This is a genomic window from Bacillus cereus group sp. BfR-BA-01430 (assembly GCF_022663115.1).
Classification (GTDB): domain Bacteria; phylum Bacillota; class Bacilli; order Bacillales; family Bacillaceae_G; genus Bacillus_A; species Bacillus_A cereus_BD.
The window spans coordinates 87,650-112,511 of the sequence record NZ_JAKUEW010000009.1 but is presented as its reverse complement, the minus strand read 5'-3'; the positions used below and the strand labels follow the sequence as shown (position 1 = coordinate 112,511).

The window sequence follows — 24,862 nt, the reverse complement described above, 5'->3', positions numbered from 1 at the left end:
CCCTACTCCCCTTTTTCTTCAGCTATTTTTTGTTTGTCCCACATTTTCAAGAACGGTAAATAAATGAAAAACGCGAGTACAAAGTTCACAATTTGTAAGACAACCCCTGAAACTTTTCCTCCTGCCCCTAAATATCCGCTAAAAAGAATCGGTGTCGTCCACGGTACAGCTGCACCGCTTGGTCTCGCCACAATTCCCCACTCCATTGCAAAATAGGAGATAATAGTTAACACAACTGGCACAAGTATAAACGGAACAAGCAGTAGTGGGTTCAAAACAATCGGCATTCCAAACGTAACCATTTCATTAATATTAAATAAGCCAGGGACAACTGATAATCTACTTAAACTCTTTAATTGCTGACTTCTTGCAAATAATAACATTGCCACAACAAGAGCAAGCGTCGCACCAGAGCCCCCAATATAAATCCATAGATCAAAAAATTGTGCTGTTATCGTATTTGGAAGCTCGTTTCCTTCCTGAAACGCAATGCGGTTTTGATCCATTAGCGATAACCAAATGGGACTCATCACACCGCCTACGATAGTCGCCCCATGAATACCGCATGCCCAAAGAACATGAATAAGAATTATTGCTACTACTGCTCCAAATAGACTTGCTCCCAGTGCACTCAGCGGTGCTTGCAAAATCTCTCCTACTATACTATGAATGCTTTGGAAACTTGTTTGTTCTAAAATTAAACGAATGATCCAAATCACTGTTACAACAATAAAACCTGGAACAAGCGCCGCAAATGAGCGTATAACAGCTGGCGGAACTGTTTCTGGCATTTTAATAATCATCTTCTTCTGTACCATAAAGCGATACATTTCCGCAGAAATAAGCGCGATAATCATCGCTACAAATAATCCTTGACTCCCCATTAGCGCCGTAGGAATTACACCCTCCACTAATACACTCTCTTGTGTATTAGGTATAATATGTATCACCTGATACGGCGTTGCGAGTAAAAAAGAAACAAGTGATAACGTCCCTGCCGCCAATGCATCTACTTTATACTGCTCACCTAATCTGTAAGCGATTCCAAAACTTGCTATTAAAGACATTATATTAAATGTTGCTCCAACTGGATACCCTAATGCCTTTTGCCAATTTTCTCCGAATAAACTTGCCATGAACTCACTGTATCCTGGAATTGGCAAAGCACTAACAATAAGAAAAAAGGAACCAATAATTAAAAAGGGCATTGTTAAAATAATCCCGTCACGAACAGCTTGTAAATGACGCTGCTCTGCAATTCTCCCCGCCACTGGCATAACGTACTTCTCTAAAAGCTGGATCATTTACCCCACTCTCCTCATGCTTTCATTGACAGCGCTGCTTCTAAAACAGCTTCTCCATTACAAAGTCCGTAATGTACAGAGTGAATGACATCAACAGGTATTCCTCTTTCATTACACATTTTCTTCATTTTTGGCAGTAAATAACGCACTTGCGGACCAAGTAACAGCACATCTACCTCATCTATATAACTTCGTACTTCCGCTCCTGATACGGCTGAAATCTTTACTTTGATTCCTTTTTCTTGCGCTACTTTCTCCATTTTTGTAACGAGTAAACTAGTGGACATTCCAGCTGCACAGCAAAGTAAAATATGCATCATACTCCCCCTTTCTTATGATAAACCTAAGTAGCTACTAAGTTACCAATATATATGTCTAGATTTCATACGTTATACCAAGCATAAAAACAAAAATTTCCCTGTTTTCACGCTATTCTATCTATCTGTATTTTCCTAGTAAAGAGAGCTACAACTCGCTATAATGGTTCAGTATGATTTTTTTTATTTGATAGGAGGGTATGAATATGAAAGCTTATCGCTTTCCCATTATTTTATTATCTTCCATCCTAATTGGTGGTTTCATTGGGTATTTCATGGGCGCTGATGCGGTTGCTTTAAAGCCGCTTGGTGACATTTTCTTAAACTTAATGTTTACGATTGTCGTACCTCTCGTGTTCTTTAGTATCGCATCCTCAATTGCCAATATGGATGGCTTAAAACGCTTTGGAAAAATTATGTCTAGCATGGCTGGGACCTTCTTATTTACAAGTATTATCGCTGCAATTTTTATGATCATTGTTGTGAAAATCTTCCCGCCGGCACAAGGTGTTGTATTAGAACTAACACAGCCTGATAAAGTTGAAAAAGGTGTTAGTGTTGCTGATCAAATCGTTGGTATTCTTACAGTATCAGACTTTTCTAAGTTGCTATCTCGCGAAAATATGTTAGCTCTTATTTTCTTCTCTATTTTAATGGGGATTGCAACTTCAGCAGTTGGTGAAAAAGGAAAACCATTTGCAACATTCTTACAAGCTGGTGCTGAAATCTCAATGAAAGTTGTATCTTTCATTATGTATTACGCTCCAATTGGACTCGGTGCTTACTTCGCCGCGTTAGTTGGTGAATTTGGACCACAGCTTCTCGGAACGTACTTCCGAGCTGCAATGGTATATTATCCATCTTCTCTCGTGTACTTCTTTATTGCATTTACATTTTATGCCTACCTTGCAGGCCGCAAACAAGGTGTACAAATTTTTTGGAAGAACATGGTCTCTCCTACAGTGACATCACTTGCAACTTGTAGTAGTGCCGCGAGTATTCCAGCAAACTTAGAAGCCACGAAAAAAATGGGTATTTCTTCTGATGTTCGTGAAACAGTTGTCCTTCTTGGATCTACACTTCATAAAGATGGCTCTGTTTTAGGCGGTGTGTTAAAAATCTCATTCTTATTTGGGATTTTCAATATGGACTTCTCAAGTCCAAAGACATTAGCGATTGCACTTGTTGTTTCCCTATTAGTAGGAACCGTAATGGGCGCAATTCCTGGTGGCGGTATGATTGGTGAAATGTTAATTGTTTCTCTATATGGCTTTCCACCAGAAGCTCTTCCGATTATTGCAGCAATTAGTACAATCATCGATCCACCAGCAACAATGTTAAACGTAACAGCAGACAACGCTTGTGCCGTAATGACAGCTCGTCTTGTTGAAGGAAAGAACTGGATAAAAAATAAATTTGCATAATATATAACAAAAAGCAGAGGCAACAGGCCTCTGCTTTTTTAGCTGTTGTTTTACAAAATTCCTTATTACAACAAGAAAGACAATGCCACCTTTTCAGATGCCATTGTCTTTTACTTCTTCTTATTCAATTCCGTCTCAGCCAATAATGGTAATATATTATCAAAAATATGAGTATTGTTATCTTTTCCAGTTACATATCCACCATAAAATCTGCTGAATACACTATCATTTCGAAATTCATTCATCCGCGCATATAATGTTTTCGCAAACTCTATGTCCCCTGTTTTTAATACATATAAAATTGTTAATCCATATACAGCTGGTGATTCATAGTCAACTGCTGGCTCTCCTGTTTCTAAATGATAACGACCGTATAACTTTCCATCTTGCTGGAACTTCTTCTTAATAAACGCAAAGTAAGCCTCTGATGTAAGTCCTCCCAAACTACGGTGATATGCTACATAAGATTGATCAATTAAGTTTACGATCTTGTCATATCGAAATGTACCATCTTCTTTATATTCCTTTGGAAATGCCCAATTCTGTCGCGGGTAATCTGCTAAAAATTGAATGATTTCTTCATAATGCTTCGCTGAAATTTTCCCATTTTTCTTCATATAATAAAAAGCATGTGGATTTATATAAGATGTCGTTAAAAAATTATTTTGTATGCGATTGTCTGCATCATAATAATCAACATACTGCTTTCCTCTTTTATTGAAACGAAGTACGGCATCACTCAATTGATCAGCAAGACGTTTATAGCGTTTTTCTTTATACATATCATACGCACGATATAACTGTTCAATAATGCGTAAATCATCAATAAGTGCATTTGTTGCGGATTGCTTCTTCCCCACTTCAGAAATTTTCCATAAAACAATATAGTCTTTCTGTATAAAATAATTTTGAAGTACCTTTAATTGCTCGTCAAACAACGATTGGTCATCTTGATCAAGAGCATATTGTAACCAAAGACCCGCTGATTCTGACAATGCTTCGCGACCAGCGGCCTCATTCTTCCCCTCTTTTGGATCGGATATTCGATGTGTTGCAAGTGAACCATTTTCGTTAAACATATGCCTTAAAATAAAGTGCTCAGTCCGGTTTCCTTGAAATGCAGTCAAAAAAACCAATCCCCCTAACAAAAATAACACAATCATTCCAGTCCAAATGTACAGGCGTTTGTTCACATTCTCTCACCTCCTCAATCAGATTAACCGTAATTGTATGAGAACATACATAAATGAAGAATCTTTATATCATATTTTTGCAATTCAACCAGAGGTATTCATGAACCGACGAAACACTTATAAAAAAAGCCCGTCCAAAAGTTATACTTTTAGACAGGCTCTTCCTTACCCTTTTTTTGTAGGTCTATATAATAATTGGACAAGATGGTCATATTCCTTCCGGGTAATCTCTTTATTATATAATTTTAGCAACAAGTCTTTATGTTTTTTTGAAAATGCCATTTTATTAATGACCTCAGGATACATAAAACATCCCCTCCGTTTCATATGAACTTCTTTCTTCTATTCGCTTCAGTTGACCCTAAAAACAGAACTCATGTTCGCAAAAAGAATTATAAAAGATTTTGTTCTAAAATACAAACGAAATGTTCTCATGTACTTTTTACTTTTCTGAATTTTTCAACATAATACTATCATATTCATTTTTTAAAACACAGATATATTCTAAGATTTTTTGAATAAATTTACCAATCCAATCAGAAAATAATGGCAAAAATGTAGAGGAGTAGAATTATGGATACTGTTACATTATCACGGGCTTTCTTTGGATCATCATTAGCATTCCATATCATTTTTGCAACACTTGGAATCGGACTTTCTTTAATGATTTTCATCAGCGAAGTATTATACCACTTAAAAAAAGATTCAGATTATGCCATCATGGCAAAGCGTTGGACAAAAGCTTTCGCTATTCTTCTTGGCGTGGCGATCCCAACTGGAACAATTGTAGGTGTACAAATTTCACTTCTTTGGCCTGGATTCGCGAAAATTGTCGGCCAAGTAATTTCTGTTCCCTTTCAGATTGAAATTTTCGCCTTCTTTTTAGAGGCATTATTTATGTCTATTTACGTATACGCAGCGGATAAATTACCTCCAATGATGAGACTTGTTTCGCTCTTTTTTGTCATGCTTGGCGCGACTGCTTCCGCTGTATTAATTACATCGGCAAATACATGGATGAATACACCAGCGGGATTTTCTATGAATCCAGATGGTTCTGTCTACAATGTAAACCCTTGGAAAGCTTTCTTTAACCCAAGCTTTTTCACAAGTTCCTTTCATGTTGTCATTACAGCTTACGCAACAGGGGCAGCTGTTATTGCGGCGATTGGGGCTTTTAAATTATTAAAAAGAAATACGAGCAAGCGAGAAATTGCCTATCATAAAAAAGGATTATTTTTAGGACTTGTCGTCACGTGTATAACAGGAGCTATTATGTGGGTTTCTGGGCACGAATCTGCGATTGCCTTACATAACCATTCACCAGAAAAATTAGCAGCGGCAGAAGCTTTATTTGAAACGACATCACATGCGCCCCTTGCGATTGGTGGATTTGTAGATTCCGCAACCAATAAGTTGCAATATGCGTTAGAAATTCCAAATATGCTGAGCTTATTAGTTGGCCTAGATCCTAACACGGTTGTAAAAGGGTTAAATGAATTCCCACAGGAAACATGGCCACCATTTTATACGCACACCTTTTTCAACTTAATGGTAGGCTCAGCTGTATTTACTTTTGCCGTTGCGGTCATTGCACTTCTTTACTGGTACTTTATTTACCGAAAGAAAGGAGCACAGTTACCAAGATGGTTACTATGGGCTACTGTTGCATGCGGACCCATTATGATGCTTGGCATTGAATTTGGATGGATCTTTAGCTGTAGCGGCCGACAACCTTGGACCATTTACGGTATGCAGCGGACCGTTGACGCGGCTACACGCGCCGATTTCGTTGGACCGTTATTCATCTTATTTATTATTTTATACATTGGACTCGGCCTTTTAACTGTTGTTGTACTTCGAACATTCTTTAAAAGACATCCATTAAAAAATGATTTACACCCGCAAGGAGGAGACTCGCATGCATGAAGCTAGTATTGCCATCATCATCTTATGGGCTCTTATTTTCGTATACAGCATTTTAGGTTCCATTGATTTCGGAGCGGGATTTTGGGGCATGGTGTATGCAAAACATCCAACGCTTGCTGCTAAGCTTGCGAATCGTTATTTATCACCAACTTGGGAAGTGACGAATACGTTTCTCGTATTTGTTGTCGTTGCCTTTCTTGGTTTTTTTCCTAAAGCAGCTTTTACACTCGCTACCGTCATGTTTGTACCTGTTACACTCATTTTAGTTCTCGTCTCTATTCGTAGTACATTTATGGTATTTGCCTATTCTGTTCCGAAGTATGAACATACTTTACGCTTTATTTCCGGTATTACGGGGCTACTTATTCCCGCCTTACTGATCACTGTTTTACCAGTAACAGAAGGTGCCTATATTTCAACGAGCGGAGGCAAAGAAGTTCTCTTATATAGTAAACTTTTATCAAGCCCTGTTATTTATTGTTATATGCTATTTGGATTAACTTCTGAGCTATTTTTATCTTCACTTTTCCTAGCTGATTTTGCTAGAGAACGCCGCTCAGAAGATACATACCGTCTTTATAGACGGAATGCCATCATACTTGGACCAGCTACTCTTGTTACGGCTATCATTGCTCTTGTGGTCATGGATCCAGAAACACATTGGCTTATGCAAGGATTAATTAAACAATTCCCATGGTTCACGATATCTATTATTTTATTTGTTATCGGTTATTCCTCTCTATGGTGGTCAAATAAAAAGCACGGTTCTCTCGGTTGGCCTCGCATTGCTGTGTTAGCAGTCGTTGCTCAATATGCTTTCGCAAGTTATGCCTATGGCGTTGCTCATTTACCATATATTATTTATCCAGATATCACCGTGTTCACAAGCTTTACAACGAAAGAAACATTCTATGCTTTGCTTATCCTTTATGCGATTGGTATCGCAATCTTACTTCCAGGCTTTATCTTCTTCTGGAACCTCTTCCTAAAGGATCGTACATTTTTAAAGGAGAAGTAAAACAAAATACCCCCCTTTGCTACCGTCTTAGCAAGGGGGGCTTCTCTATTATAAAGCTAGGTACATGTGATCAATTAAGGAAAAGGTGTTCAAAATCGTACATATTTCTATTTGCATACATGAGAATGTTGCGACAAACAACTCTCAAAAGTCATTATTGATATAAGTGACTACCAGCCTCTTTAAATTCTTTCGCCTTTTCTTTCATTCCTTTTTCAATTGCTTCTGTCGTTTCTAAATCATTTTCTTTTGCATATTCCCGAATATCATGTGAAATTTTCATACTACAAAATTTCGGGCCACACATCGAACAGAAATGAGCTGTTTTCGCTCCTTCTGCTGGCAATGTTTCATCATGAAATTCCATTGCTCTTTCAGGGTCTAACGATAAATTGAATTGATCGCGCCAACGGAATTCAAAACGCGCTTTTGATAACGCATCATCTCTTTGTTGCGCTGTTTTATGTCCTTTTGCAAGGTCAGCTGCATGCGCTGCAATTTTGTAAGTAATCACACCTTCTCGGACATCATCTTTATTTGGCAATCCTAAATGCTCTTTCGGTGTTACATAACAAAGCATCGCAGTCCCAAACCAACCAATCATCGCTGCACCAATTGCAGAAGTAATATGGTCATAACCTGGTGCAATATCTGTCGTTAAAGGCCCGAGCGTATAAAAAGGCGCACCTTGACAAATATCTATTTCTTTCTCCATATTTTCTTTAATTAAATGCATCGGTACGTGCCCTGGTCCCTCAATCATGACTTGTACATCATGCTTCCAAGCAATTTTTGTTAACTCACCTAACGTTTCAAGCTCTGCAAACTGAGATTCATCGTTTGCATCTGCAATAGATCCTGGGCGTAACCCGTCTCCTAAAGAGAAGGAAACATCATACTGTTTCATAATCTCACAAATTTCTTCAAAATGAGTATACAAGAAGTTTTCTTTATGATGATATAGACACCACTGCGCCATAATCGAACCGCCGCGTGAAACAATTCCCGTCATACGTTTTGCTGTGAGCGGGATGTAGCGCAATAATACGCCCGCGTGAATTGTAAAATAATCCACACCTTGTTCCGCTTGTTCAATTAATGTATCGCGATATACTTCCCAAGTTAAGTTTTCAGCAATCCCATTTACCTTTTCTAACGCTTGGTAAATCGGTACTGTCCCAACTGGTACAGGGGCATTACGAATAATCCATTCGCGCGTCGTATGAATATTTTTCCCCGTTGATAAATCCATAATGGTATCCGCACCCCAGCGCGTTGCCCATGTCATCTTTTCTACCTCTTCGGCAATCGAAGATGAAACAGCAGAATTTCCGATATTCGCATTTACTTTCACATGGAAATTACGGCCGATAATCATTGGTTCTGCTTCTGGATGGTTAATATTTGCTGGTAAAATGGCGCGTCCTTCTGCAATTTCTTTACGAACAAACTCCGGTTCTACCCCTTCACGAATTGCAACATATTCCATCTCAGATGTAATAATGCCTTTACGAGCATAATGCATCTGCGTGACATTCGCACCTTTCTTCGCTCTAAGAGGTTTACGACCCATTTGCGGGAACACAGACGTATGGTTCGAAGTAGCTTTCACACCATCATCTTCCGGTTTGATTTCGCGGCCCTCATACTCCTCTACATCTCCGCGTTCCATAATCCAATTGCGACGAGGAGTTGGAATCCCTTTTTCTAGTTCCACTTTATATGCTGGATCCGTGTAGGGACCGCTCGTGTCATATACACGAATCGGGGGATTTGGCACTCCGTTTGTGTCACTTAATTCAATCTCACGCATCGGCACTTTCATACCTTCACGTGATCCATCCACATACACTTTCTTACTCCCTGGTAAACTCGACTTCAATTCAATTTGCTCAGCTGAAACAGATTGTTTCATGATTTTTTGTTTCCTCCCCTTTATCATTTCAAGAAATCTACCTTACCTAGAAACTCCAACCCCTCTTCTAGGAAATTCGATTCTCCCTTCAGCTGCTAAACAGACAGCTCCGCGTTTCTTGAATCCAGCTTCACCTTCTAGCCCCTCACGTCTAAAAACCTGCCACATAAGAAAGTAAAAAAACACTTTCTGTGCGGAAGAACTTTATACGCCGGGACGAAACAGTCGGCTCCGCCTTACATGTGTGACAAGGACGAGATTCAACTTGTGGCCAGCGCACGCCAAATGAAAAAGAGCCAGGTCCATAAAAAAATAAGGACCTGGCTCATAAAAGTCATCATTATGTAAAGCCATTAACTTCCCTACGCTGGTACGAGCCAGATCAGGTCCAAAGGGTTAAGAAGTTTACGTACTTCTCTCTCAGCCCACACATACATTGGGCACCCCTAGTTTATCACTGATTTAATTTTCAATACTTTTCTATCATACACCATAATCTGAAAAATGCAAATCTATTTATACTTTTACGGAATCATCCACGTTAAATAATAGGCTTGTACATACGTCATAATTCCAACGATAATAACAAAGAACAGACTATGTTTTACTGTAAAGCGGAATAAGTCGGATTCTTTTCCTGCAAGTCCTACTGCTGCGCATGCAATTGCAATCGATTGCGGAGAAATCATTTTACCCGTTACACCACCTGTCGTATTTGCCGCAACAAGTAATACTTCTTTTACACCCACTTGCTGTGCTGTAATCGATTGTAAGTTCGAGAATAGCGCATTTGCCGATGTATCTGATCCTGTTAAGAATACGCCAATCCAGCCAAGGAGTGGTGAGAAGAATGGGAATAATCCTCCTGTTCCAGCTAATGCTAATGCAAGTGTAGATGATAAACCAGAATAATTCGCAATAAATGCAAATCCTAATACAAATCCAATAGATAAAATTGGCATTTTTAATTCTTGTAATGTTTCTTTCAATGTTTCAACTGCTTGTTTTGCACTCATTTTTAATACAAAAATGGAAATGATACATGCGATTAAAATGGCTGTTCCTGTTGCTGATACAATATCAAATTTTAATACAGCCTCATATGGTGTTGGTTTATTTACAATCGGTTCTGCCTTCATAACTAAATTGTGCAGACCCGGAATTTCAAACTTCATAACTAAACTTTCTAACGCCCCGCCTGGAGCAAATAATGCTTTAAAGAAATCTTGACTCCAAATCACTACCATAGCAGTCAAAATAATAAATGGCGACCAAGCTTTCACAACTTTTCTACCTGTTAAATTTGGCATAGATGAAGCTTCTGTTGTTGCTGCGGCTTCCACATTTGCTTGATTCGATTGATACACTTCTTTTGGCTGCCACACTTTTAAAAATAGCGATAAACATACTAAGCTGACAAGCGCTGATGTAATATCCGGAAGTTCTGGTCCTAAAAATGTCGCTGTAATAAACTGTGTAATGGCAAAAGAACCACCTGCTACAAATAACGCCGGCCATGTTTGTTTAATTCCCTTGAAACCATCCATTAAAAATACAATAAAGAACGGAACAAATAGCGATAAGAATGGCAATTGGTGCCCAGCCATTTGCCCAATCTTATGAGGATCAATACCTGTTACTTGCCCTGCAACTGTAATCGGTATTCCCATTGCTCCAAATGCTACTGGTGCTGTATTTGCAATTAAACAAAGCCCTGCTGCATATAAAGGATTTAAGCCAAGTCCTGCTAGAAGCGCTGATGTGATGGCTACTGGTGCTCCAAATCCTGCTGCCCCTTCCAAAAATGCTCCAAATGAAAAACCAATTAAAATGACAAGTAAACGATGATCATTTGTAATTGATAATACAGATGCACGAATCATGTCAAACTGTCCTGTTTTTACAGAAATTTTATATAAAAATACCGACATGATGATAATCCAAGCAATTGGCCATAACCCATATAGAAAACCATATCCAGTTGCCGCCATCGCCATTGTAAATGGCATTTTATATGCAAATAGCGCTACCAAAATTGTTAATACAACGGTAATAAACCCTGCTACATACCCCTTCATACGAAAAACAGCTAAAGCCAAGAAAAAAAAGATAATTGGAATAAGTGCCACCGCTGCGGAAATCCAAATGTTCCCGAACGGATCATAAACTTGTGTCCATGTGTTCATTGTCCCTCTCCCTTTCTGTAATCCCCTTTTTACATCTCTGTAACCTTATCAGCATACTGTATGGTCATCATACCTTTAAGGTAAAAATAAAAACATTTAAGAAAACGTTTTCATTTTTTTATATTTATACTTTACCACATCATTTTTTATTTTAAAAACATTTTTTGAAAATTTTATTATTTAAATGAGAGTATAGTTGATTCATTTTAAACAAACGTTTGATTATATGTTTCATTATGCACACGAGTTGATGTTTTTCTCCTTGCTTCTTCAGCTTCACTCACTTTTTGTAATTCAAAAAAATTTGTCAGATTATCGGCGATATATAGTAAAAAAATCGCTACTATGATATGAGTTTATGCTTTTAGTACAAAAGAAAAACCTGTGTCAAAAAGGCATTTTTTACGACCTTTTGGCACAGGTTCTATCTTCTTCGTCTTCTCTTTTTTCTTCTCATCAGTTTTTTTCGCCGTGTATTGAATTGATCCGCTATAATATGCAATGTGCTAGCTGCAATAATTCCTAGTACAAATGTTATCAATCCTACTTCATGTTCTTTCGCTATATCGACTAATTTTCCATCCAATACAGTTTGATTGAATATGTATAAAAGTGGAGAGAAAACGAGTAACATGTACAATATCCGAATGAGATCACCGATTATAATTGTATGTGTCAAAAAAGAACGATGAGGCATAATACATTGGTACGGGTACCAAAAAATTCGAAGTAACCCCCATTTATTATAAGCACTACTATGGATATCTAAATCCGGTGTTAAAAAAAATGTACCTACTAAAAAGCCAATGGCAAACGTTAAGAGAAAATCAAAATTTGTTAGACCATACGAAACAAGTAGAAACAAAACAATCGGAAGAGAAAGTAAATTGATCTTCGTATGTGTTTTTCCTGATGGCATAATGCACTCCTCGCTTATGTTCGCCCTCTAAGTACAGGACAATTCTTACCTATTGATTTAAATGTTGATCGATAAACGATGTATCTATGCCTGAACCAAACCAATTGGCTAATTTCATTTTTGCTTTTTCCTTTACATCTTCGTCTACATACATGGATGCCTGCAATAATGCAGCCGTTAGTGCACCTAAATCATCCGTATAACCAATGCCGGCTATAAAATCAGGAATCGCATCAATCGGCGCAATAAAATAAGCAAGCGCTCCAATAATTGTCGCCTTCACTCGTTTCGGAACATCTTGTCTTTGCAACACGTAAAACAGCAATAAACTTGCATAAATGACAGATTGACCTGCTTGTTTCGCCACATGCTTTATTTTCTTCCAAAATGCTTCCACTGAAAATTTTCTTTCCATATAAAAGCCTCCATATCTTGTTATACTTCCAACGAACGATCTTCTTGCATTTCAAAACATTCATCGCATATACATAGATTTTACCAATCAAATTGTATTTTAACAGACAACCCCAAAAAGAACAAGTGTTCTAGTTGTTTTCATATGCTTGTTCTCATATAATCATTTTCTAATAGATTATATCGTATGTCTTCCCTTATATTTCTCAATATAAAATGTTAAAATTCTCTTAACATCTCCTTTTACCTTTGTTATATTTTCTAGTTGACGAACATATAAACCAATGTTAAAGTTTTTTTGGCAGTCACAATGAAAAATACAAAAAAATGTCAAATGTTATAGTGTTTCTCAGAATTGAATTTTGTTGTATAATACAAAAATGACGTTATACTTATGATTTAACAAAAGAAACCAAAAAGGGTATGCATAGTTAAAGTCGTATATGAGTAAATAGAAAATACTGCTCATAACAAAAGAAACTATGTATTTTTTATTTTAGCATTTTTCGCTCCAAAATCGACCAAGCCTGACAGAGAAAGGGTGGAATGGATGAAGGAATCTTTAAAATCACAATTTCATAATGTACGTTTTACTTTGTTCGTTGCTTTAGCTTTATGGCTGAAAACTTACATCATTACACGTACAAGTTTTGATTTGAAACTTGAATCTTTCATGCAAGAGTTTATCTTATTTATTAGCCCACTAGCAGCATCATTACTGCTTGTAGGTCTTGCATTATTTGCAAAAGGAAAGAAACGCAACTATATAGCACTTGGAATTGATTTTGTGTTAACAATCATTCTAGTTGGTAACGTAATGTTTTATGGATTCTATAACGACTTTGTTACTTTACCAGTTCTTGGGCAAACATCTAACTTCGGACAGTTAGGATCTAGTGTAAAAGAACTTCTTAACTACAAAATCGTCGTTGCTTTTGTTGACATTATACTTTTCTTCGTACTGCTTAAGAAAAAGCAAGATTTCGCAAAAACAGAACGTGTATCACGTCCAATGCGTTCTTTATATTTTGTATCAACGATCGCCATTTTCTTTGCAAACTTAGGTCTGGCAGAAACAGAACGTCCAGAACTATTAACACGCTCATTTGACCGCGTTATGCTTGTTAAAAACTTAGGTTTATATGCTCACCAAGTGTATGACCTTGGGTTGCAAGCAAAATCAAGCTCCCAAAAAGCATTCGCTGATGGTAGCAAGCTGCAAGAAACAGAAAACTACGTGAAAACAACACAAAGCAAACCGGATCCAAACATGTTTGGGATTGCAAAAGGGAAAAACGTAATCGTTGTCTCTCTTGAATCCTTACAAACGTTTTTAATCGGGGCAAAAGTAAACGATCAAGAAGTTACGCCATTTTTAAACCAATTTGTAAAAGAAAGTTATTACTTTGATAACTTCTTCCATCAAACTGGGCAAGGAAAAACATCAGATGCTGAATTTTTAGTAGATACATCATTGTATCCACTTGATCGCGGTGCTGTATTCTTCACACACGGTAACAACGAATATACAGCGACTCCAGAAATTCTACGTCAGCAAGGATATTACACAGCTGTATTCCATGCAAACAACGCAACATTCTGGAACCGTAACATGATGTATCCAGCATTAGGATATGATCGTTACTACAACGAACTTGATTATAAGATTACACCAGAAACGAAATTAAACTGGGGATTAAAAGATATCGAATACTTTGATCAATCCATTGATATGTTAAAGCAAGTGAAGCAACCATTCTATACTCGCTTCCTAACGTTAACAAACCATTACCCATTCACATATGATGAAGGTACGAAATTAATTGAACCTTACAATTCTGGTGATGGAGTATTTGACCGCTATATGGTAACAGCTCGCTACTTAGACGAAGCAATGAAACATTTTATTGAACGTCTAAAAGCAGAAGGTATTTATGACAATTCTGTTATTGTATTCTACGGTGACCACTATGGTATTTCTGAAAACCATAACCGTGCTATGGCACAGTTCTTAGGAAAAGAAGAAATTACAACATTTGACCATATGAACTTACAAAAGACACCGATGTTTATTCACGTTCCAGGTCAAAAAGAAGGGAAAACAATCTCAAAACCAACTGGTGAAATTGACATTAAACCAACCATCCTAAATTTACTTGGTGTTGATTCAAGTAAAGATGTACGCTTTGGTCATGACGTATTCTCACCAGATTATAAAGGATTCGTTGTTCTCCGCGATGGTAGTTTCGTTACGGATAAATATATGTATGCAAACAATACATTCTACGACCGTATGACAGGTGAAGTTGTACAATTACCAAAAGAGGAATCGCAAGCGTTAATTGATCGTGCACAAAATGAGCTCCGCATGTCCGATCAACTCATCGAGGGAGACTTACTTCGATTCTCAGAAAGCAACAAAATTAAAACAGGTGAAGTTAAAACAATTATTAAAGAAGACAAAAAAGGTGCTGAGTAATCTCAGCCCTTTTTTTATACTAAAATTACATAATCTTCACTAAATATTTACATTAAATTCACGAAACATCTTTATAATTGAATTTGTAAACAACATTCCAAACCATTCTCTTCTCTCGTATTTTGTTCGATACATCCCCATGAGAAATGACTGGAATTTTGTTCACAACTTTCTAGTGTTACAGAAGTGACACGAATTGTCTGTAAAAGGCATTTTGCTTTGTCACTCACCAAGCCTTTCATAAGACAATGTCCCTATGAAATATAGCTACCCTCCTTGGCAACATTCCGTATGAATGTTGCTTTTTTTAATTGAAAAAGCAGGATTCTTATTTCTTATTTTCGAATTTGTATATACAAAATACAATAACAATACTGGCTTATATATAAAATATTGGTCACTCCTAAATCACAACATACAAATATATTTCATAACATTTACTATACAGGATGAGAAAAACGCCTCATCACGTATGTGATTTGGAAAGGATGGGATGTAATTTGGCATATGAAAGATTTATACTGTGGAACGAGACGATTATTGATGCACACAAAAAAAATCCATACATAGGTTTAGAAGAACGAGGATTACAATTTGGCGATGGTGTCTATGAAGTCATTCGGCTCTATAAAGGCAACTTTCATTTATTAGAGCCACATTTAACAAGGCTCTATCGCTCAATGGAAGAAATTGAATTATCACTTCCCTTTTCGAAAGCGGAGCTCATTGTATTACTTTACAAATTAATCGAAAAGAATCACTTTCACGAAGATGGGACGATTTATCTTCAAGTTTCCCGCGGTATCCAAGCACGTGCACATGCATTTCCCTTTGATTTACCTCCAACAATCTATGCTTATATATCGAAAAAAGAACGACCTTCCCTATGGATTGAATATGGAGTACGCGCTATATCAGAACCTGATGTGCGCTGGTTACGTTGCGATATTAAATCCCTTAATTTATTACCGAACGTATTAGCCTATACAAAAGCCGAACGTAAAGGTTGCAAAGAAGCTCTTCTCGTTCGAAACGGTATCGTTACAGAAGGAAGTCACTCTAATTTCTTTCTTATAAAAAATGGTACTCTTTATACACACCCTGCGAATCACTTAATCTTAAATGGAATTGTACGCCAATATACGCTATCTTTAGCAAATAAATTAAAGATTCCTGTACAGGAAGAGCTCTTTAGTATTCGCGATGTCTACCATGCAGATGAATGTTTTTTTACAGGAACCACGATAGAAATTTTACCGATGACGCATCTTGATGGAACCGCAATTCAAAATGGACATGTGGGACCAATTACGAAATTATTACAAAAATCGTTCGTCCAGAGCTTCACAACTTCTGACATTTCTTTTCCATAAATACGAATAATGTTCCGCTCATTTTTTTCAAATATATGTATTTCAAATAAAAATCAATGTAAAGAATCTACCTTTGTTTCTGTCTTGTAACCTTTTTGTCATATTCAGATTCCTTCATAAGTCTTGACAGTAATCGACATGCCTTTTAGAATTTTTAACAGTTGGTAAATATTTCTTCACTATACTACAGACAGAAAGGAATCGACAAAACATGAAAAAATATCTTGCCGGTCTTGCGGCGGTGTCTGTAGCAGGAGGAGCAGCTCCAACACTTGATAGTGTTCAAGCTGCCCCAGAGCAAAATCCACAAAACCCTGCTACACGATCTGTTCAAGTCGCAACACCAAATAGTTCAAATTACACTGTAACCGCTGATGTGTTACACGTTCGTTCAGGATCTGGTACTTCTCATCACATTATCTCTCGCGTGTACAACGGGCAGAAGTTAAATGTCATTGGTCAAGAAAACGGTTGGTTCAAAATTAACTTAAATGGAAAAACTGGTTATGTGAGCAGTGAGTTCGTTTCACAAGGCAATGCAACAAAACCAAATGTAAGCACAGGTGGAAAGAACAAAGTAACGGCTGATGTATTGCGTGTACGCACAAGTCCTAACACTTCTAGTTCTATTATAGGCCGTGTATACGAAGGGCAAACATTAAACGTAATCGGTCAAGAGAATGGCTGGCTTAAAATTAACCATAATGGACAAACTGGTTACGTAAGCAGCCAATTTGTATCTGGTGCTTCTCCAAGCGCTAGCCCTGCAAATAACAATAGTAATCATGCAACTGTACAAGCAGCAAGCGGAAACTATACGATAAACGTATCTTCCCTTCGCGTTCGTACAGGACCTAGCACTTCTCACACTATTTTAGGATCTGTTCGTAAAGGACAAGTTGTACAAGTTGTTGGCGAAGTGCAAGATTGGTTTAAAATTAACTATGCTGGCCAATCAGCTTACATTAGTAAAGACTATGTAACAAAAGGCGGCTCTAACGAAAATGTCATTCAAGGAAATCAAGAAGAGCCAAAATATCAAAGTGGTAGTCATGTAACTGTCCAAACTGGCGGAACTTACGTTGTAAATGCAACATCTTTACGCGTTCGTACGGGTCCAGCTACATACCATAGCGTAATCGGTGGTGTATTAAACGGACAAACATTGCACGTAACTGGTAGCGAAAATGGTTGGTTTAAAATTAATCACCAAGGTCAAACTGGGTATGTGAGTAGTGAATTTGTAAAATTTGTTAAGGGCGGAACGGCTCAGCCAGAACCACCTAAACAACAGGCACCACAATCACAGGGAGCTATTGGAGATTATTATGTAAATGCCTCCGCATTAAATGTACGTAGCGGCGAAGGTACAAACTACCGAATTATCGGTGCTCTTCCTCACGGTCATAAAGTTCAAGTACTCTCTGAAAACGCAGGCTGGAGTAAAATTAACTATAATGGACAAACTGGTTATATCGGAACTCGGTTCTTATCTAAAACACCAGTTGGTGGTGCAGTAGAAACAAAACCTAATACACCATCTAACATGCAAAACAATAATAATAACAATACAAATAATAGTGGTAATAACTCATCTATCCTTGCATATGCAAAATCAATGGCAGGTGTTCCATACGTATGGGGCGGAACTTCTGCTAATGGTGTGGATTGTAGCGGTTATATTTTCCATGTATATAAAAAATTCGGTCATAACATTAGCCGTCAAAGTGTGGCGGGATATTGGAGCAGCCTACCAAAGACTTCAAATCCACAGCCTGGCGACTTAATTTATTTCCAAAACACTTATAAATCAGGCCCTTCCCACATGGGCATTTATCTTGGTGGTGGATCATTTATCCAAGCTGGAGATAAAGGTGTAGCTGTTGCTTCATTAAGTAACTCTTATTGGAAGAGTCATTTCTTAGGTTATACGAAAGCACCTTAATTGATAGTTTCAGAGCCTTCTAGATTGCTAGAAGGCTCTTTTCTTGTTTTAAAAATATGTCGCTTCCTCTTCATTTCATATACTATATTCTATGAAAATATTTCATAACGTTACCATAATAAATCTCTCCTCATGAAAAGATATAACCTATTTCTCCTTTCTCCTGTTTATATGTGTTTTCTTCATGAATTTTCTTTTTATTTAAACTTTTATATGGATGTTTGACCTCAGAGGTCCGGTATGGTAAGTTACTTAAGATGTTATGTTTCTAGCAGTATAGACATCCGTTATTTATACTTTTTTACTATGAGAAAGGAGATTTACACTGCATGAATTTTTTATGGGGAATTGGCGGTGTGATTGGAGTATTAGCAATCGCATTTTTATTATCTTCCAATCGCAGAGCTATTAATTGGCGCACAATCTTAATTGCGCTAGCGCTACAAATTACATTTTCCTTCATCGTATTACGATGGGATGCTGGAAAAGCTGGATTAAAGATCGCTTCTGAAGGCGTCCAAGGTCTTATTAACTTTTCTTATGAGGGGATTAAATTTGTCGCTGGGGACTTAGTAAACGCAAAAGGCCCTTGGGGATTTGTATTCGTAATTCAAGCACTACTTCCAATTGTATTTATTAGTTCATTAGTAGCAATTTTATATTACTTTGGTATTATGCAAAAATTTGTAGGTATCGTTGGTGGCGCATTAAGCAAACTTCTTGGAACTTCTAAAGCCGAAAGTTTAAATGCTGTAACAACTGTTTTCTTAGGACAAACAGAAGCACCAATTTTAATTAAACCGTACTTAGCACGCTTAACAAATAGTGAATTCTTTACCGTTATGGTAAGCGGTATGACAGCAGTTGCTGGATCCGTTCTTGTCGGCTATGCAGCTATGGGAATTCCGCTTGAGCATTTATTAGCAGCGGCAATCATGGCAGCACCTTCAAGCTTATTAATTGCAAAATTAATCATGCCGGAAACAGAAACACCAGATAACAACGTAAAGCTTTCTACCGAACGTGAAGATGCAAACGTTATTGATGCAGCTGCACGTGGTGCATCTGAAGGGATGCAACTCGTGATTAACGTAGCGGCAATGTTGATGGCTTTCATCGCATTAATTGCTGTACTAAACGGCCTATTAGGATGGATTGGTTCTTGGTTCCATATTAAATTAAGCCTAGATTTAATCTTTGGCTATTTATTATCACCATTCGCTATCTTAATTGGGATTTCACCAAACGAAGCTGTACAAGCAGCTGGTTTCATCGGTCAGAAACTTGCAATTAACGAATTCGTTGCTTATGCAAGCTTAGGACCACATATATCGGAGCTCTCTGATAAGACTGTTATGATCTTAACATTTGCAATCTGTGGTTTTGCAAACTTCTCTTCTATTGCAATTCAATTAGGTGTAACAGGAACACTTGCTCCAACGCGCCGAAAACAAATTGCACAATTAGGGATTAAAGCAGTTATCGCTGGTACATTAGCGAACTTCTTAAATGCAGCAGTTGCAGGTATGATGTTCTTATAAAATGATAAGCCCATTCCAACTCATTGGAATGGGCTTTTATTTTTGATTCATACACTCCCCTTTCATATGAAAACTTCTAAACGAACAACCTTCACTATATCCGTATGTATAAATTAAAATAACTACGATTCATTCTTATATAACTGTGCATATTACAAATACGAGCCTTAGGAGGAATCAAATGAAGCATAACTCTATAAAAGTATTACTACTCTGGATTGTACAAATTTTATTTTATTTTACAACCATATATATAACAACATATAAACACGCTATACTCTTTACAATTTCCTACGTCCTTGTTCACATACTGTTTTTATTTATACCAGACAAACAGGCTTTTGTACTCTTTATACTTGGGACGATTCTTTCTGTATTCTATTTATTCTACCAGTCATGGGTTTACTTATGGAGCACACCCCTACAATTGGAGTATATGATTACACATTTCCTTATGGTAGCTAACTTCTTCTTTGTATATATTTCAACTTATATGTTAAAACAAGTGATTCTGGAAAATAAAAAATTAACCGAACGAATACAAGTGTTAGAACAGTACATCGGTGAATCAAAGCTCCTAACAAGAACAGAATTTGAAAGACGCCAAACTTTGTTAATTGCTGCCATGAAACGTCGCAGAGAAACAGGAATGATTATCTATTTCGATTTCACATCTTTTAGTAAACATACAAAGAAAAGTGTTATGGATCGCATCGCTTCTTTATTACTTTCTACTGTACGACAAGATTTTGACCTTGTGGGAAAATATGATCATAATACTTTCGTGACTTTACTTCAAAATACAGATATAGCTGGCGCTGAAATTGTCATAAATCGACTGCATCCGAAAATGAAAGAATGGCTAACCGACGATGCAATACAACAAATTCAAATCACACAAAAGCAAGTGAATGGACAGGAGTCTAGAACCTTATGATGACACTCATTATTTTGCTATTCTTTCTCCTATTTTGCATACTTGCCCTTTTCATTAGCATCGTCTTCTCTATTAAATATGTTTTAATTTGTACTGCTTTCTTATTTTCAGCCCTACTTGCTTATTATTCATTATTAACGATTGCAGGGCTGATTCATCGAAATAGAAGGAAGAAAGAACGTGTATTGGAACATTATCCGAGTGTCGATATTTTCATTCCAGCACATAACGAAGGAATCGTTATGAAAGATACGCTAGAAGCAATGGCAAAGATTGAATATCCGGGTCAACTAACCATTTATCTATTAAATGATAACTCAAAAGACGAAACACCCGAGATTGGAGATGCATTCGATAAAGCTTATGCTCATATTCGTCATATTCGCGTTCCTCCAGGCGAACCAAAAGGGAAATCACGCGTATTAAATTATGGCCTTAGCATTTCTAATGGTAAATATTTTTGTGTATATGATGCCGACAATCAACCCGAACCACATGCATTACGAATGCTTGTAGAATATGCTGAAACAACCGAGGATGCAGTTGGTGCAGTGGGACATGTTCGAACGATAAATGAGAAACGAAATTGGTTAACCCGAATGATTTCGCTAGAATTTCAAATTTTCCAGCTGCTCATGCAATCCGGACGCTGGCTGTTATTTCAAACTGGCTCTCTTACAGGGACAAATATGCTCCTTCGCCGGTCTGCTGTAGAAGAACTCGGCGGCTATGATCCATATGCAATTGCAGAAGATGCGGAACTGACATTACGAATTACGCAAAAGGGCTATGTATTACCGATCGTCCCTGAATCTGTTACCTGGGAACAAGAACCAGAGCACTTAAAAATTTTGATTAAACAACGAACACGCTGGCTACAAGGAAACTTATACATTTTAGAAAAGATACTTTCTTCATTCAGTTTCTTTAAAGGAAAGTTGCTTGTCCATTCCTTACAGCAAGTACTCGTGTACCTTGTCTTTTGGTTATTTCTAATCATCTCGAATGTTTGGTTCATTGTAGGATTACTTGGTCTATTTCACATTCAATATACGATTCCGTTACTATTTATGTGGTATGTCGCATATATTACGTATACTGCCCAACTATTTAGTTCGCAAAGTGTTGAAAGAACATTTACACCAATAAATATTTTCATTAGTATCATGATGTACTTTACCTATGCACAGCTCTTTACTTACTTATTTATTCGTAGCCTTATTCTTTATTTGCGTGCAAAAAGTAAAAAACAAGTCATCGGTTGGGATAAAACGGTTCGGTTCAAAAAAGAGAAGTAGCCCTATTTAAACAAACGTTTGATTAAAAAATAAGCACAGAGCGCCGTATGCTCTGTGCTTATTTTTTGACCAAAAGTCTATATATCGGACAAATACCCCTTAGCCGAAAGTAAGTTTCACGTCCATCCCCCAACGAACGATCTACTTTCATTTATATACGAAAAAGTGACTGCTATTTTTGTAAAACCAATTGCTTGTCTTGTTGCTCTTTCACTACTTGCGTCTTTGGTTCCGTGCTTTCTTGCACATTGCGATGTGCTACACGTTTCAAACAAATATGCTTCCACTTTCTTTCGTAACGTTTCATTGTTCTAGTTGTCCCCCTTGAATACGCTTAAAACTTTATTGAAATCGCTTACAGGAAATAATATAACATATATATGGAAAAGTGACAACACATTTCTGACAATTTTTTGTCAAAAACATGAATAACTTATGAAAATAATGCAAAAAAACAAAAAATTCATTAGCTGATCGACCTTCTCTGTCGAATTATCGATATTATTTTCCGTAAAAAAAGAGCTGATCCAATCAGCTCTTTTTCCAATCATTTACGTTGGCGATTTCGCCCTTCTTTTTGCAACTCTTTAAATAATGAGGCTACCATAAAGAAGATAACAAATGCAAATGGAAACGCCGCAATAATGGAAGCTGTCTGTAATGCAGCTAAACCACCGACATAGAGTAAAATTGCTGCTAATGCTGCTTGAACAATACCCCAAATCAACTTAATGCGATTTGGTGGATTCAAACTACCATGTGTTGTTAGCATACCAAGAACAAATGTCGCAGAATCCGCCGATGTAATAAAGAACGTTGAAATCAGCAGAATTGCAAGTACCGATAACACAGGACCGATACTACCCATATGATCGAACACAGCGAATAATCCAACTTCTGTTCCCATCTCTTTAATTTGTTCATAAATATTTGCATGGTCAAATAATTCCATATGAATACCAGTACCACCAAAAACAGAGAACCAAAGTGCCCCAATTAATGTTGGAACGAGCAGTACACCAATTACAAACTCTCGAATCGTACGTCCGCGCGATACACGAGCAATAAAAGTCCCAACGAATGGTGACCATGCAATCCACCATGCCCAATAGAAAATTGTCCATGATTGAATCCATTGATTTCCGCTTTTATCTAATGGACTTAATCGGAAACTCATGCTTGGTAACTCCTGAATGTAGGCTCCAATTGTCGAAGTAAAATAATTCATAATAAAGTTCGTTGGACCTGCAAATAATAAAATTGCCATCAGTGCAAAAGCTAAAATAATATTCGTATTACTTAAATATTTAATCCCTTTATCCAAACCTGTTTGGGCAGATAACATAAACAGAACTGTTACAATTCCAATAATCACGAGTTGTGTTGTTAATGAATTCGGTATAGGAGTTAAATACCCAATACCGCCCGCGATTTGTTGTGCACCAAGTCCTAACGAAGTTGCAACACCAAACACTGTTGCAAAGACAGCTAATACATCAAATATATGTGCAACGCGCCCATGCTCTCCACTCTTAAATAAAGAGCCTACGGTCGCACTAATGGTACTTGGTTTTCCTTTTCGGAATGTAAAATACGCAATACAAAGCGCTACAAGCGCATATAGCCCCCACGGATGTAATCCCCAATGGAAAAATGAGAAGCGAAGCGCCAGACGTGCACTTTGTTCTGTAGCACTTTCTCCATATGGTGGTGCATATAAATGATTTAATGGTTCCGCAACGCCCCAGAAAATCAGTCCAATTCCCATACCAGCACTAAATAACATGGCAAACCATGTTAAATAACTATAATCAGGTTCATCATCATCTTTCCCTAAACGGATCGAACCGTATTTTGAAACAATTAAAAAGATAGAAATCCCTAGGAAAATAGAAACAGAAATAATATAAAACCAACCAAACTTACTAACTAACACATTCTGGATAGCGGTTGTGACATTTCCTAAACTTCCTTTTCCAATTATTGATTCAGGAATAATCCCCCAAATCGTAAATGCAAGACATAATACCAATGAGACAATAAATGTTTTCGTCAGTTTCCTCATCAAATCCCCCTTCGTAGGTTTCTTTCGCTTTGTAAATGACATTAATTCCAATGTGTTAAATCGGATAAATTACAGTAATACTGCCGATATCTTTCTACAAATGTGTAAAATAATTGCCACCAATTAGAATTCTTATAGACAATTTGTATCTCCTTAAATCATCTTTTACTTCCTTGAAAAGCAAAAGGTAAAGATTACAATGTCAAATGATGCGAGATAAATGCGGATAGGAATTTACTTCCCTAAAAAAAGATGTGTTACAGTTGTAAAAAAAGAGAAAATGCATGGATGTTTACTCTTTCTTTTTGTAACAATTATGCGGTTTTTTGTTGAGATATATTACGTATTTTTAAATCTACACATAAAATATTTATGTTTATATAACTATATTAGTCATAAATTAGTAAAATACTCAAGGAATGTAACCTATTAGTAAAACTTTCGTAATATCCTTGTAATATTTTTATCTCTACCGAAAAATAGCTACTATATCAAAAATGAAGGATATATAATATAAACTACTTAAAAATAAGGAATGAAAAACGCTTTCTATTCTTTTTTGCTATGTTACAAAGTATTAATGATTCTTTACGAATGGTTTGTAA

20 protein-coding genes and 1 riboswitch are annotated in these 24,862 nt (G+C 37.0%); of the genes, 9 read left to right on the top strand and 11 right to left on the bottom strand.

Annotated features, from left to right (window positions below; translation table 11 throughout):
• Positions 1-2: 2 nt before the first annotated feature.
• Positions 3-1,304 carry a PTS cellobiose transporter subunit IIC gene (gene celB, locus MR058_RS15685; RefSeq protein WP_242144881.1) on the bottom strand — a complete coding sequence of 434 codons (1,302 nt, stop codon included), beginning with the start codon at positions 1,302-1,304 and terminating at the stop codon, positions 3-5.
• A 14-nt stretch (positions 1,305-1,318) separates the two neighbouring features.
• A complete protein-coding gene (locus MR058_RS15680; RefSeq protein ID WP_242144880.1) occupies positions 1,319-1,621 on the bottom strand; it encodes a PTS sugar transporter subunit IIB in 303 nt (100 codons plus the stop codon).
• 206 nt (positions 1,622-1,827) lie between these two features.
• Here MR058_RS15680 and MR058_RS15675 point away from each other — a divergent pair, with 206 nt between their 5' ends.
• Entirely contained in the window at positions 1,828-3,045 is a 1,218-nt protein-coding gene (locus tag MR058_RS15675) for a dicarboxylate/amino acid:cation symporter (RefSeq protein ID WP_242144879.1), read from the top strand.
• Between the two features lie 110 nt (positions 3,046-3,155).
• Here MR058_RS15675 and MR058_RS15670 read toward each other — a convergent pair whose 3' ends face one another.
• Complete coding sequence (locus MR058_RS15670) at positions 3,156-4,238, bottom strand: transcriptional regulator (protein WP_242144878.1); 1,083 nt, start codon at positions 4,236-4,238, stop codon at positions 3,156-3,158.
• A gap of 573 nt (positions 4,239-4,811) precedes the next feature.
• Here MR058_RS15670 and MR058_RS15665 point away from each other — a divergent pair.
• Both MR058_RS15665 and MR058_RS15660 read left to right on the top strand, forming a co-directional pair.
• The gene (locus MR058_RS15665) at positions 4,812-6,167 is read left to right on the top strand and encodes a cytochrome ubiquinol oxidase subunit I (RefSeq protein WP_242144877.1); all 1,356 of its coding nucleotides are present in this window, start codon (positions 4,812-4,814) and stop codon (positions 6,165-6,167) included.
• Positions 6,160-7,185 carry a cytochrome d ubiquinol oxidase subunit II gene (locus tag MR058_RS15660; protein ID WP_242144876.1) on the top strand — a complete coding sequence of 342 codons (1,026 nt, stop codon included), beginning with the start codon at positions 6,160-6,162 and terminating at the stop codon, positions 7,183-7,185. The genes MR058_RS15665 and MR058_RS15660 overlap by 8 nt, the downstream gene beginning before the upstream one ends.
• A 154-nt stretch (positions 7,186-7,339) precedes the next feature.
• On the opposite strand, the gene thiC is transcribed toward MR058_RS15660, so the two are convergent.
• From thiC to MR058_RS15640, 5 genes are all read right to left on the bottom strand, one after another.
• Positions 7,340-9,100, bottom strand: a complete 1,761-nt coding sequence (thiC, locus tag MR058_RS15655) for a phosphomethylpyrimidine synthase ThiC (RefSeq protein WP_242144875.1) — start codon at positions 9,098-9,100, stop codon at positions 7,340-7,342.
• Between the two features lie 42 nt (positions 9,101-9,142).
• Complete coding sequence (locus MR058_RS23335) at positions 9,143-9,268, bottom strand: hypothetical protein (RefSeq protein ID WP_277927197.1); 126 nt, start codon at positions 9,266-9,268, stop codon at positions 9,143-9,145.
• A gap of 174 nt (positions 9,269-9,442) precedes the next feature.
• Positions 9,443-9,558, bottom strand: a riboswitch (TPP riboswitch).
• A 66-nt stretch (positions 9,559-9,624) separates the two neighbouring features.
• On the bottom strand, positions 9,625-11,286 hold the full coding sequence (locus tag MR058_RS15650; protein WP_242144874.1) for a lactate permease LctP family transporter: 1,662 nt from the start codon (positions 11,284-11,286) through the stop codon (positions 9,625-9,627).
• 424 nt (positions 11,287-11,710) lie between these two features.
• Positions 11,711-12,205 carry a metal-binding protein gene (locus MR058_RS15645; protein WP_242144873.1) on the bottom strand — a complete coding sequence of 165 codons (495 nt, stop codon included), beginning with the start codon at positions 12,203-12,205 and terminating at the stop codon, positions 11,711-11,713.
• A 49-nt stretch (positions 12,206-12,254) separates the two neighbouring features.
• Positions 12,255-12,620, bottom strand: a complete 366-nt coding sequence (locus tag MR058_RS15640) for a YkvA family protein (RefSeq protein WP_242144872.1) — start codon at positions 12,618-12,620, stop codon at positions 12,255-12,257.
• A gap of 549 nt (positions 12,621-13,169) precedes the next feature.
• Here MR058_RS15640 and MR058_RS15635 point away from each other — a divergent pair.
• Positions 13,170-15,098 (top strand): LTA synthase family protein, encoded by a 1,929-nt coding sequence (locus MR058_RS15635; RefSeq protein WP_242144871.1) that lies wholly within the window; start codon positions 13,170-13,172, stop codon positions 15,096-15,098.
• A gap of 71 nt (positions 15,099-15,169) precedes the next feature.
• Here the strand turns inward: MR058_RS15635 and MR058_RS15630 are convergent, their stop codons facing one another.
• On the bottom strand, positions 15,170-15,340 hold the full coding sequence (locus MR058_RS15630) for a hypothetical protein (protein WP_242144870.1): 171 nt from the start codon (positions 15,338-15,340) through the stop codon (positions 15,170-15,172).
• Positions 15,341-15,586: 246 nt separating this feature from the next.
• On the opposite strand from MR058_RS15630, the gene MR058_RS15625 reads away from it, so the two are divergent.
• The 5 genes from MR058_RS15625 to MR058_RS15605 all read left to right on the top strand — a co-directional run bounded on the left by MR058_RS15625 (position 15,587) and on the right by MR058_RS15605 (position 22,192).
• Positions 15,587-16,471 (top strand): D-amino-acid transaminase, encoded by an 885-nt coding sequence (locus MR058_RS15625; RefSeq protein WP_242144869.1) that lies wholly within the window; start codon positions 15,587-15,589, stop codon positions 16,469-16,471.
• A gap of 211 nt (positions 16,472-16,682) precedes the next feature.
• Positions 16,683-18,416, top strand: a complete 1,734-nt coding sequence (locus MR058_RS15620) for an SH3 domain-containing protein (RefSeq protein WP_242144868.1) — start codon at positions 16,683-16,685, stop codon at positions 18,414-18,416.
• Positions 18,417-18,745: 329 nt separating this feature from the next.
• Positions 18,746-19,957, top strand: coding sequence for a NupC/NupG family nucleoside CNT transporter (locus tag MR058_RS15615; RefSeq protein ID WP_242144867.1), 1,212 nt, complete (start codon positions 18,746-18,748; stop codon positions 19,955-19,957).
• 181 nt (positions 19,958-20,138) lie between these two features.
• Positions 20,139-20,894 carry a GGDEF domain-containing protein gene (locus MR058_RS15610; RefSeq protein WP_242144866.1) on the top strand — a complete coding sequence of 252 codons (756 nt, stop codon included), beginning with the start codon at positions 20,139-20,141 and terminating at the stop codon, positions 20,892-20,894.
• Positions 20,891-22,192 carry a glycosyltransferase family 2 protein gene (locus MR058_RS15605; protein WP_242144865.1) on the top strand — a complete coding sequence of 434 codons (1,302 nt, stop codon included), beginning with the start codon at positions 20,891-20,893 and terminating at the stop codon, positions 22,190-22,192. The genes MR058_RS15610 and MR058_RS15605 overlap by 4 nt, the downstream gene beginning before the upstream one ends.
• 172 nt (positions 22,193-22,364) lie before the next feature.
• On the opposite strand, the gene MR058_RS23330 is transcribed toward MR058_RS15605, so the two are convergent.
• Positions 22,365-22,499: a hypothetical protein gene (locus MR058_RS23330; RefSeq protein WP_087095574.1), complete on the bottom strand. Its 135-nt coding sequence runs from the start codon at positions 22,497-22,499 to the stop codon at positions 22,365-22,367.
• A 240-nt stretch (positions 22,500-22,739) separates the two neighbouring features.
• Complete coding sequence (gene opuD / locus MR058_RS15600; protein WP_242144864.1) at positions 22,740-24,257, bottom strand: glycine betaine transporter OpuD; 1,518 nt, start codon at positions 24,255-24,257, stop codon at positions 22,740-22,742.
• Positions 24,258-24,862 lie beyond the last annotated feature (605 nt).

Excerpts from the sequence above, each read along its gene's own strand:
- celB (WP_242144881.1), bottom strand. The coding sequence starts at position 1,304 with ATGATCCAGCTTTTAGAGAAGTACGTTATGCCAGTGGCGGGGAGAATT.
- MR058_RS15680 (WP_242144880.1), bottom strand. The coding sequence starts at position 1,621 with ATGCATATTTTACTTTGCTGTGCAGCTGGAATGTCCACTAGTTTACTC.
- MR058_RS15675 (WP_242144879.1), top strand. The coding sequence starts at position 1,828 with ATGAAAGCTTATCGCTTTCCCATTATTTTATTATCTTCCATCCTAATT.
- MR058_RS15665 (WP_242144877.1), top strand. The coding sequence starts at position 4,812 with ATGGATACTGTTACATTATCACGGGCTTTCTTTGGATCATCATTAGCA.
- MR058_RS15660 (WP_242144876.1), top strand. The coding sequence starts at position 6,160 with ATGCATGAAGCTAGTATTGCCATCATCATCTTATGGGCTCTTATTTTC.
- thiC (WP_242144875.1), bottom strand. The coding sequence starts at position 9,100 with ATGAAACAATCTGTTTCAGCTGAGCAAATTGAATTGAAGTCGAGTTTA.
- MR058_RS23335 (WP_277927197.1), bottom strand. The coding sequence starts at position 9,268 with ATGTGGCAGGTTTTTAGACGTGAGGGGCTAGAAGGTGAAGCTGGATTC.
- MR058_RS15650 (WP_242144874.1), bottom strand. The coding sequence starts at position 11,286 with ATGAACACATGGACACAAGTTTATGATCCGTTCGGGAACATTTGGATT.
- MR058_RS15645 (WP_242144873.1), bottom strand. The coding sequence starts at position 12,205 with ATGCCATCAGGAAAAACACATACGAAGATCAATTTACTTTCTCTTCCG.
- MR058_RS15640 (WP_242144872.1), bottom strand. The coding sequence starts at position 12,620 with ATGGAAAGAAAATTTTCAGTGGAAGCATTTTGGAAGAAAATAAAGCAT.
- MR058_RS15635 (WP_242144871.1), top strand. The coding sequence starts at position 13,170 with ATGAAGGAATCTTTAAAATCACAATTTCATAATGTACGTTTTACTTTG.
- MR058_RS15630 (WP_242144870.1), bottom strand. The coding sequence starts at position 15,340 with ATGAAAGGCTTGGTGAGTGACAAAGCAAAATGCCTTTTACAGACAATT.
- MR058_RS15625 (WP_242144869.1), top strand. The coding sequence starts at position 15,587 with ATGGGATGTAATTTGGCATATGAAAGATTTATACTGTGGAACGAGACG.
- MR058_RS15620 (WP_242144868.1), top strand. The coding sequence starts at position 16,683 with ATGAAAAAATATCTTGCCGGTCTTGCGGCGGTGTCTGTAGCAGGAGGA.
- MR058_RS15615 (WP_242144867.1), top strand. The coding sequence starts at position 18,746 with ATGAATTTTTTATGGGGAATTGGCGGTGTGATTGGAGTATTAGCAATC.
- MR058_RS15610 (WP_242144866.1), top strand. The coding sequence starts at position 20,139 with ATGAAGCATAACTCTATAAAAGTATTACTACTCTGGATTGTACAAATT.
- MR058_RS15605 (WP_242144865.1), top strand. The coding sequence starts at position 20,891 with ATGATGACACTCATTATTTTGCTATTCTTTCTCCTATTTTGCATACTT.
- MR058_RS23330 (WP_087095574.1), bottom strand. The coding sequence starts at position 22,499 with ATGAAACGTTACGAAAGAAAGTGGAAGCATATTTGTTTGAAACGTGTA.
- opuD (WP_242144864.1), bottom strand. The coding sequence starts at position 24,257 with ATGAGGAAACTGACGAAAACATTTATTGTCTCATTGGTATTATGTCTT.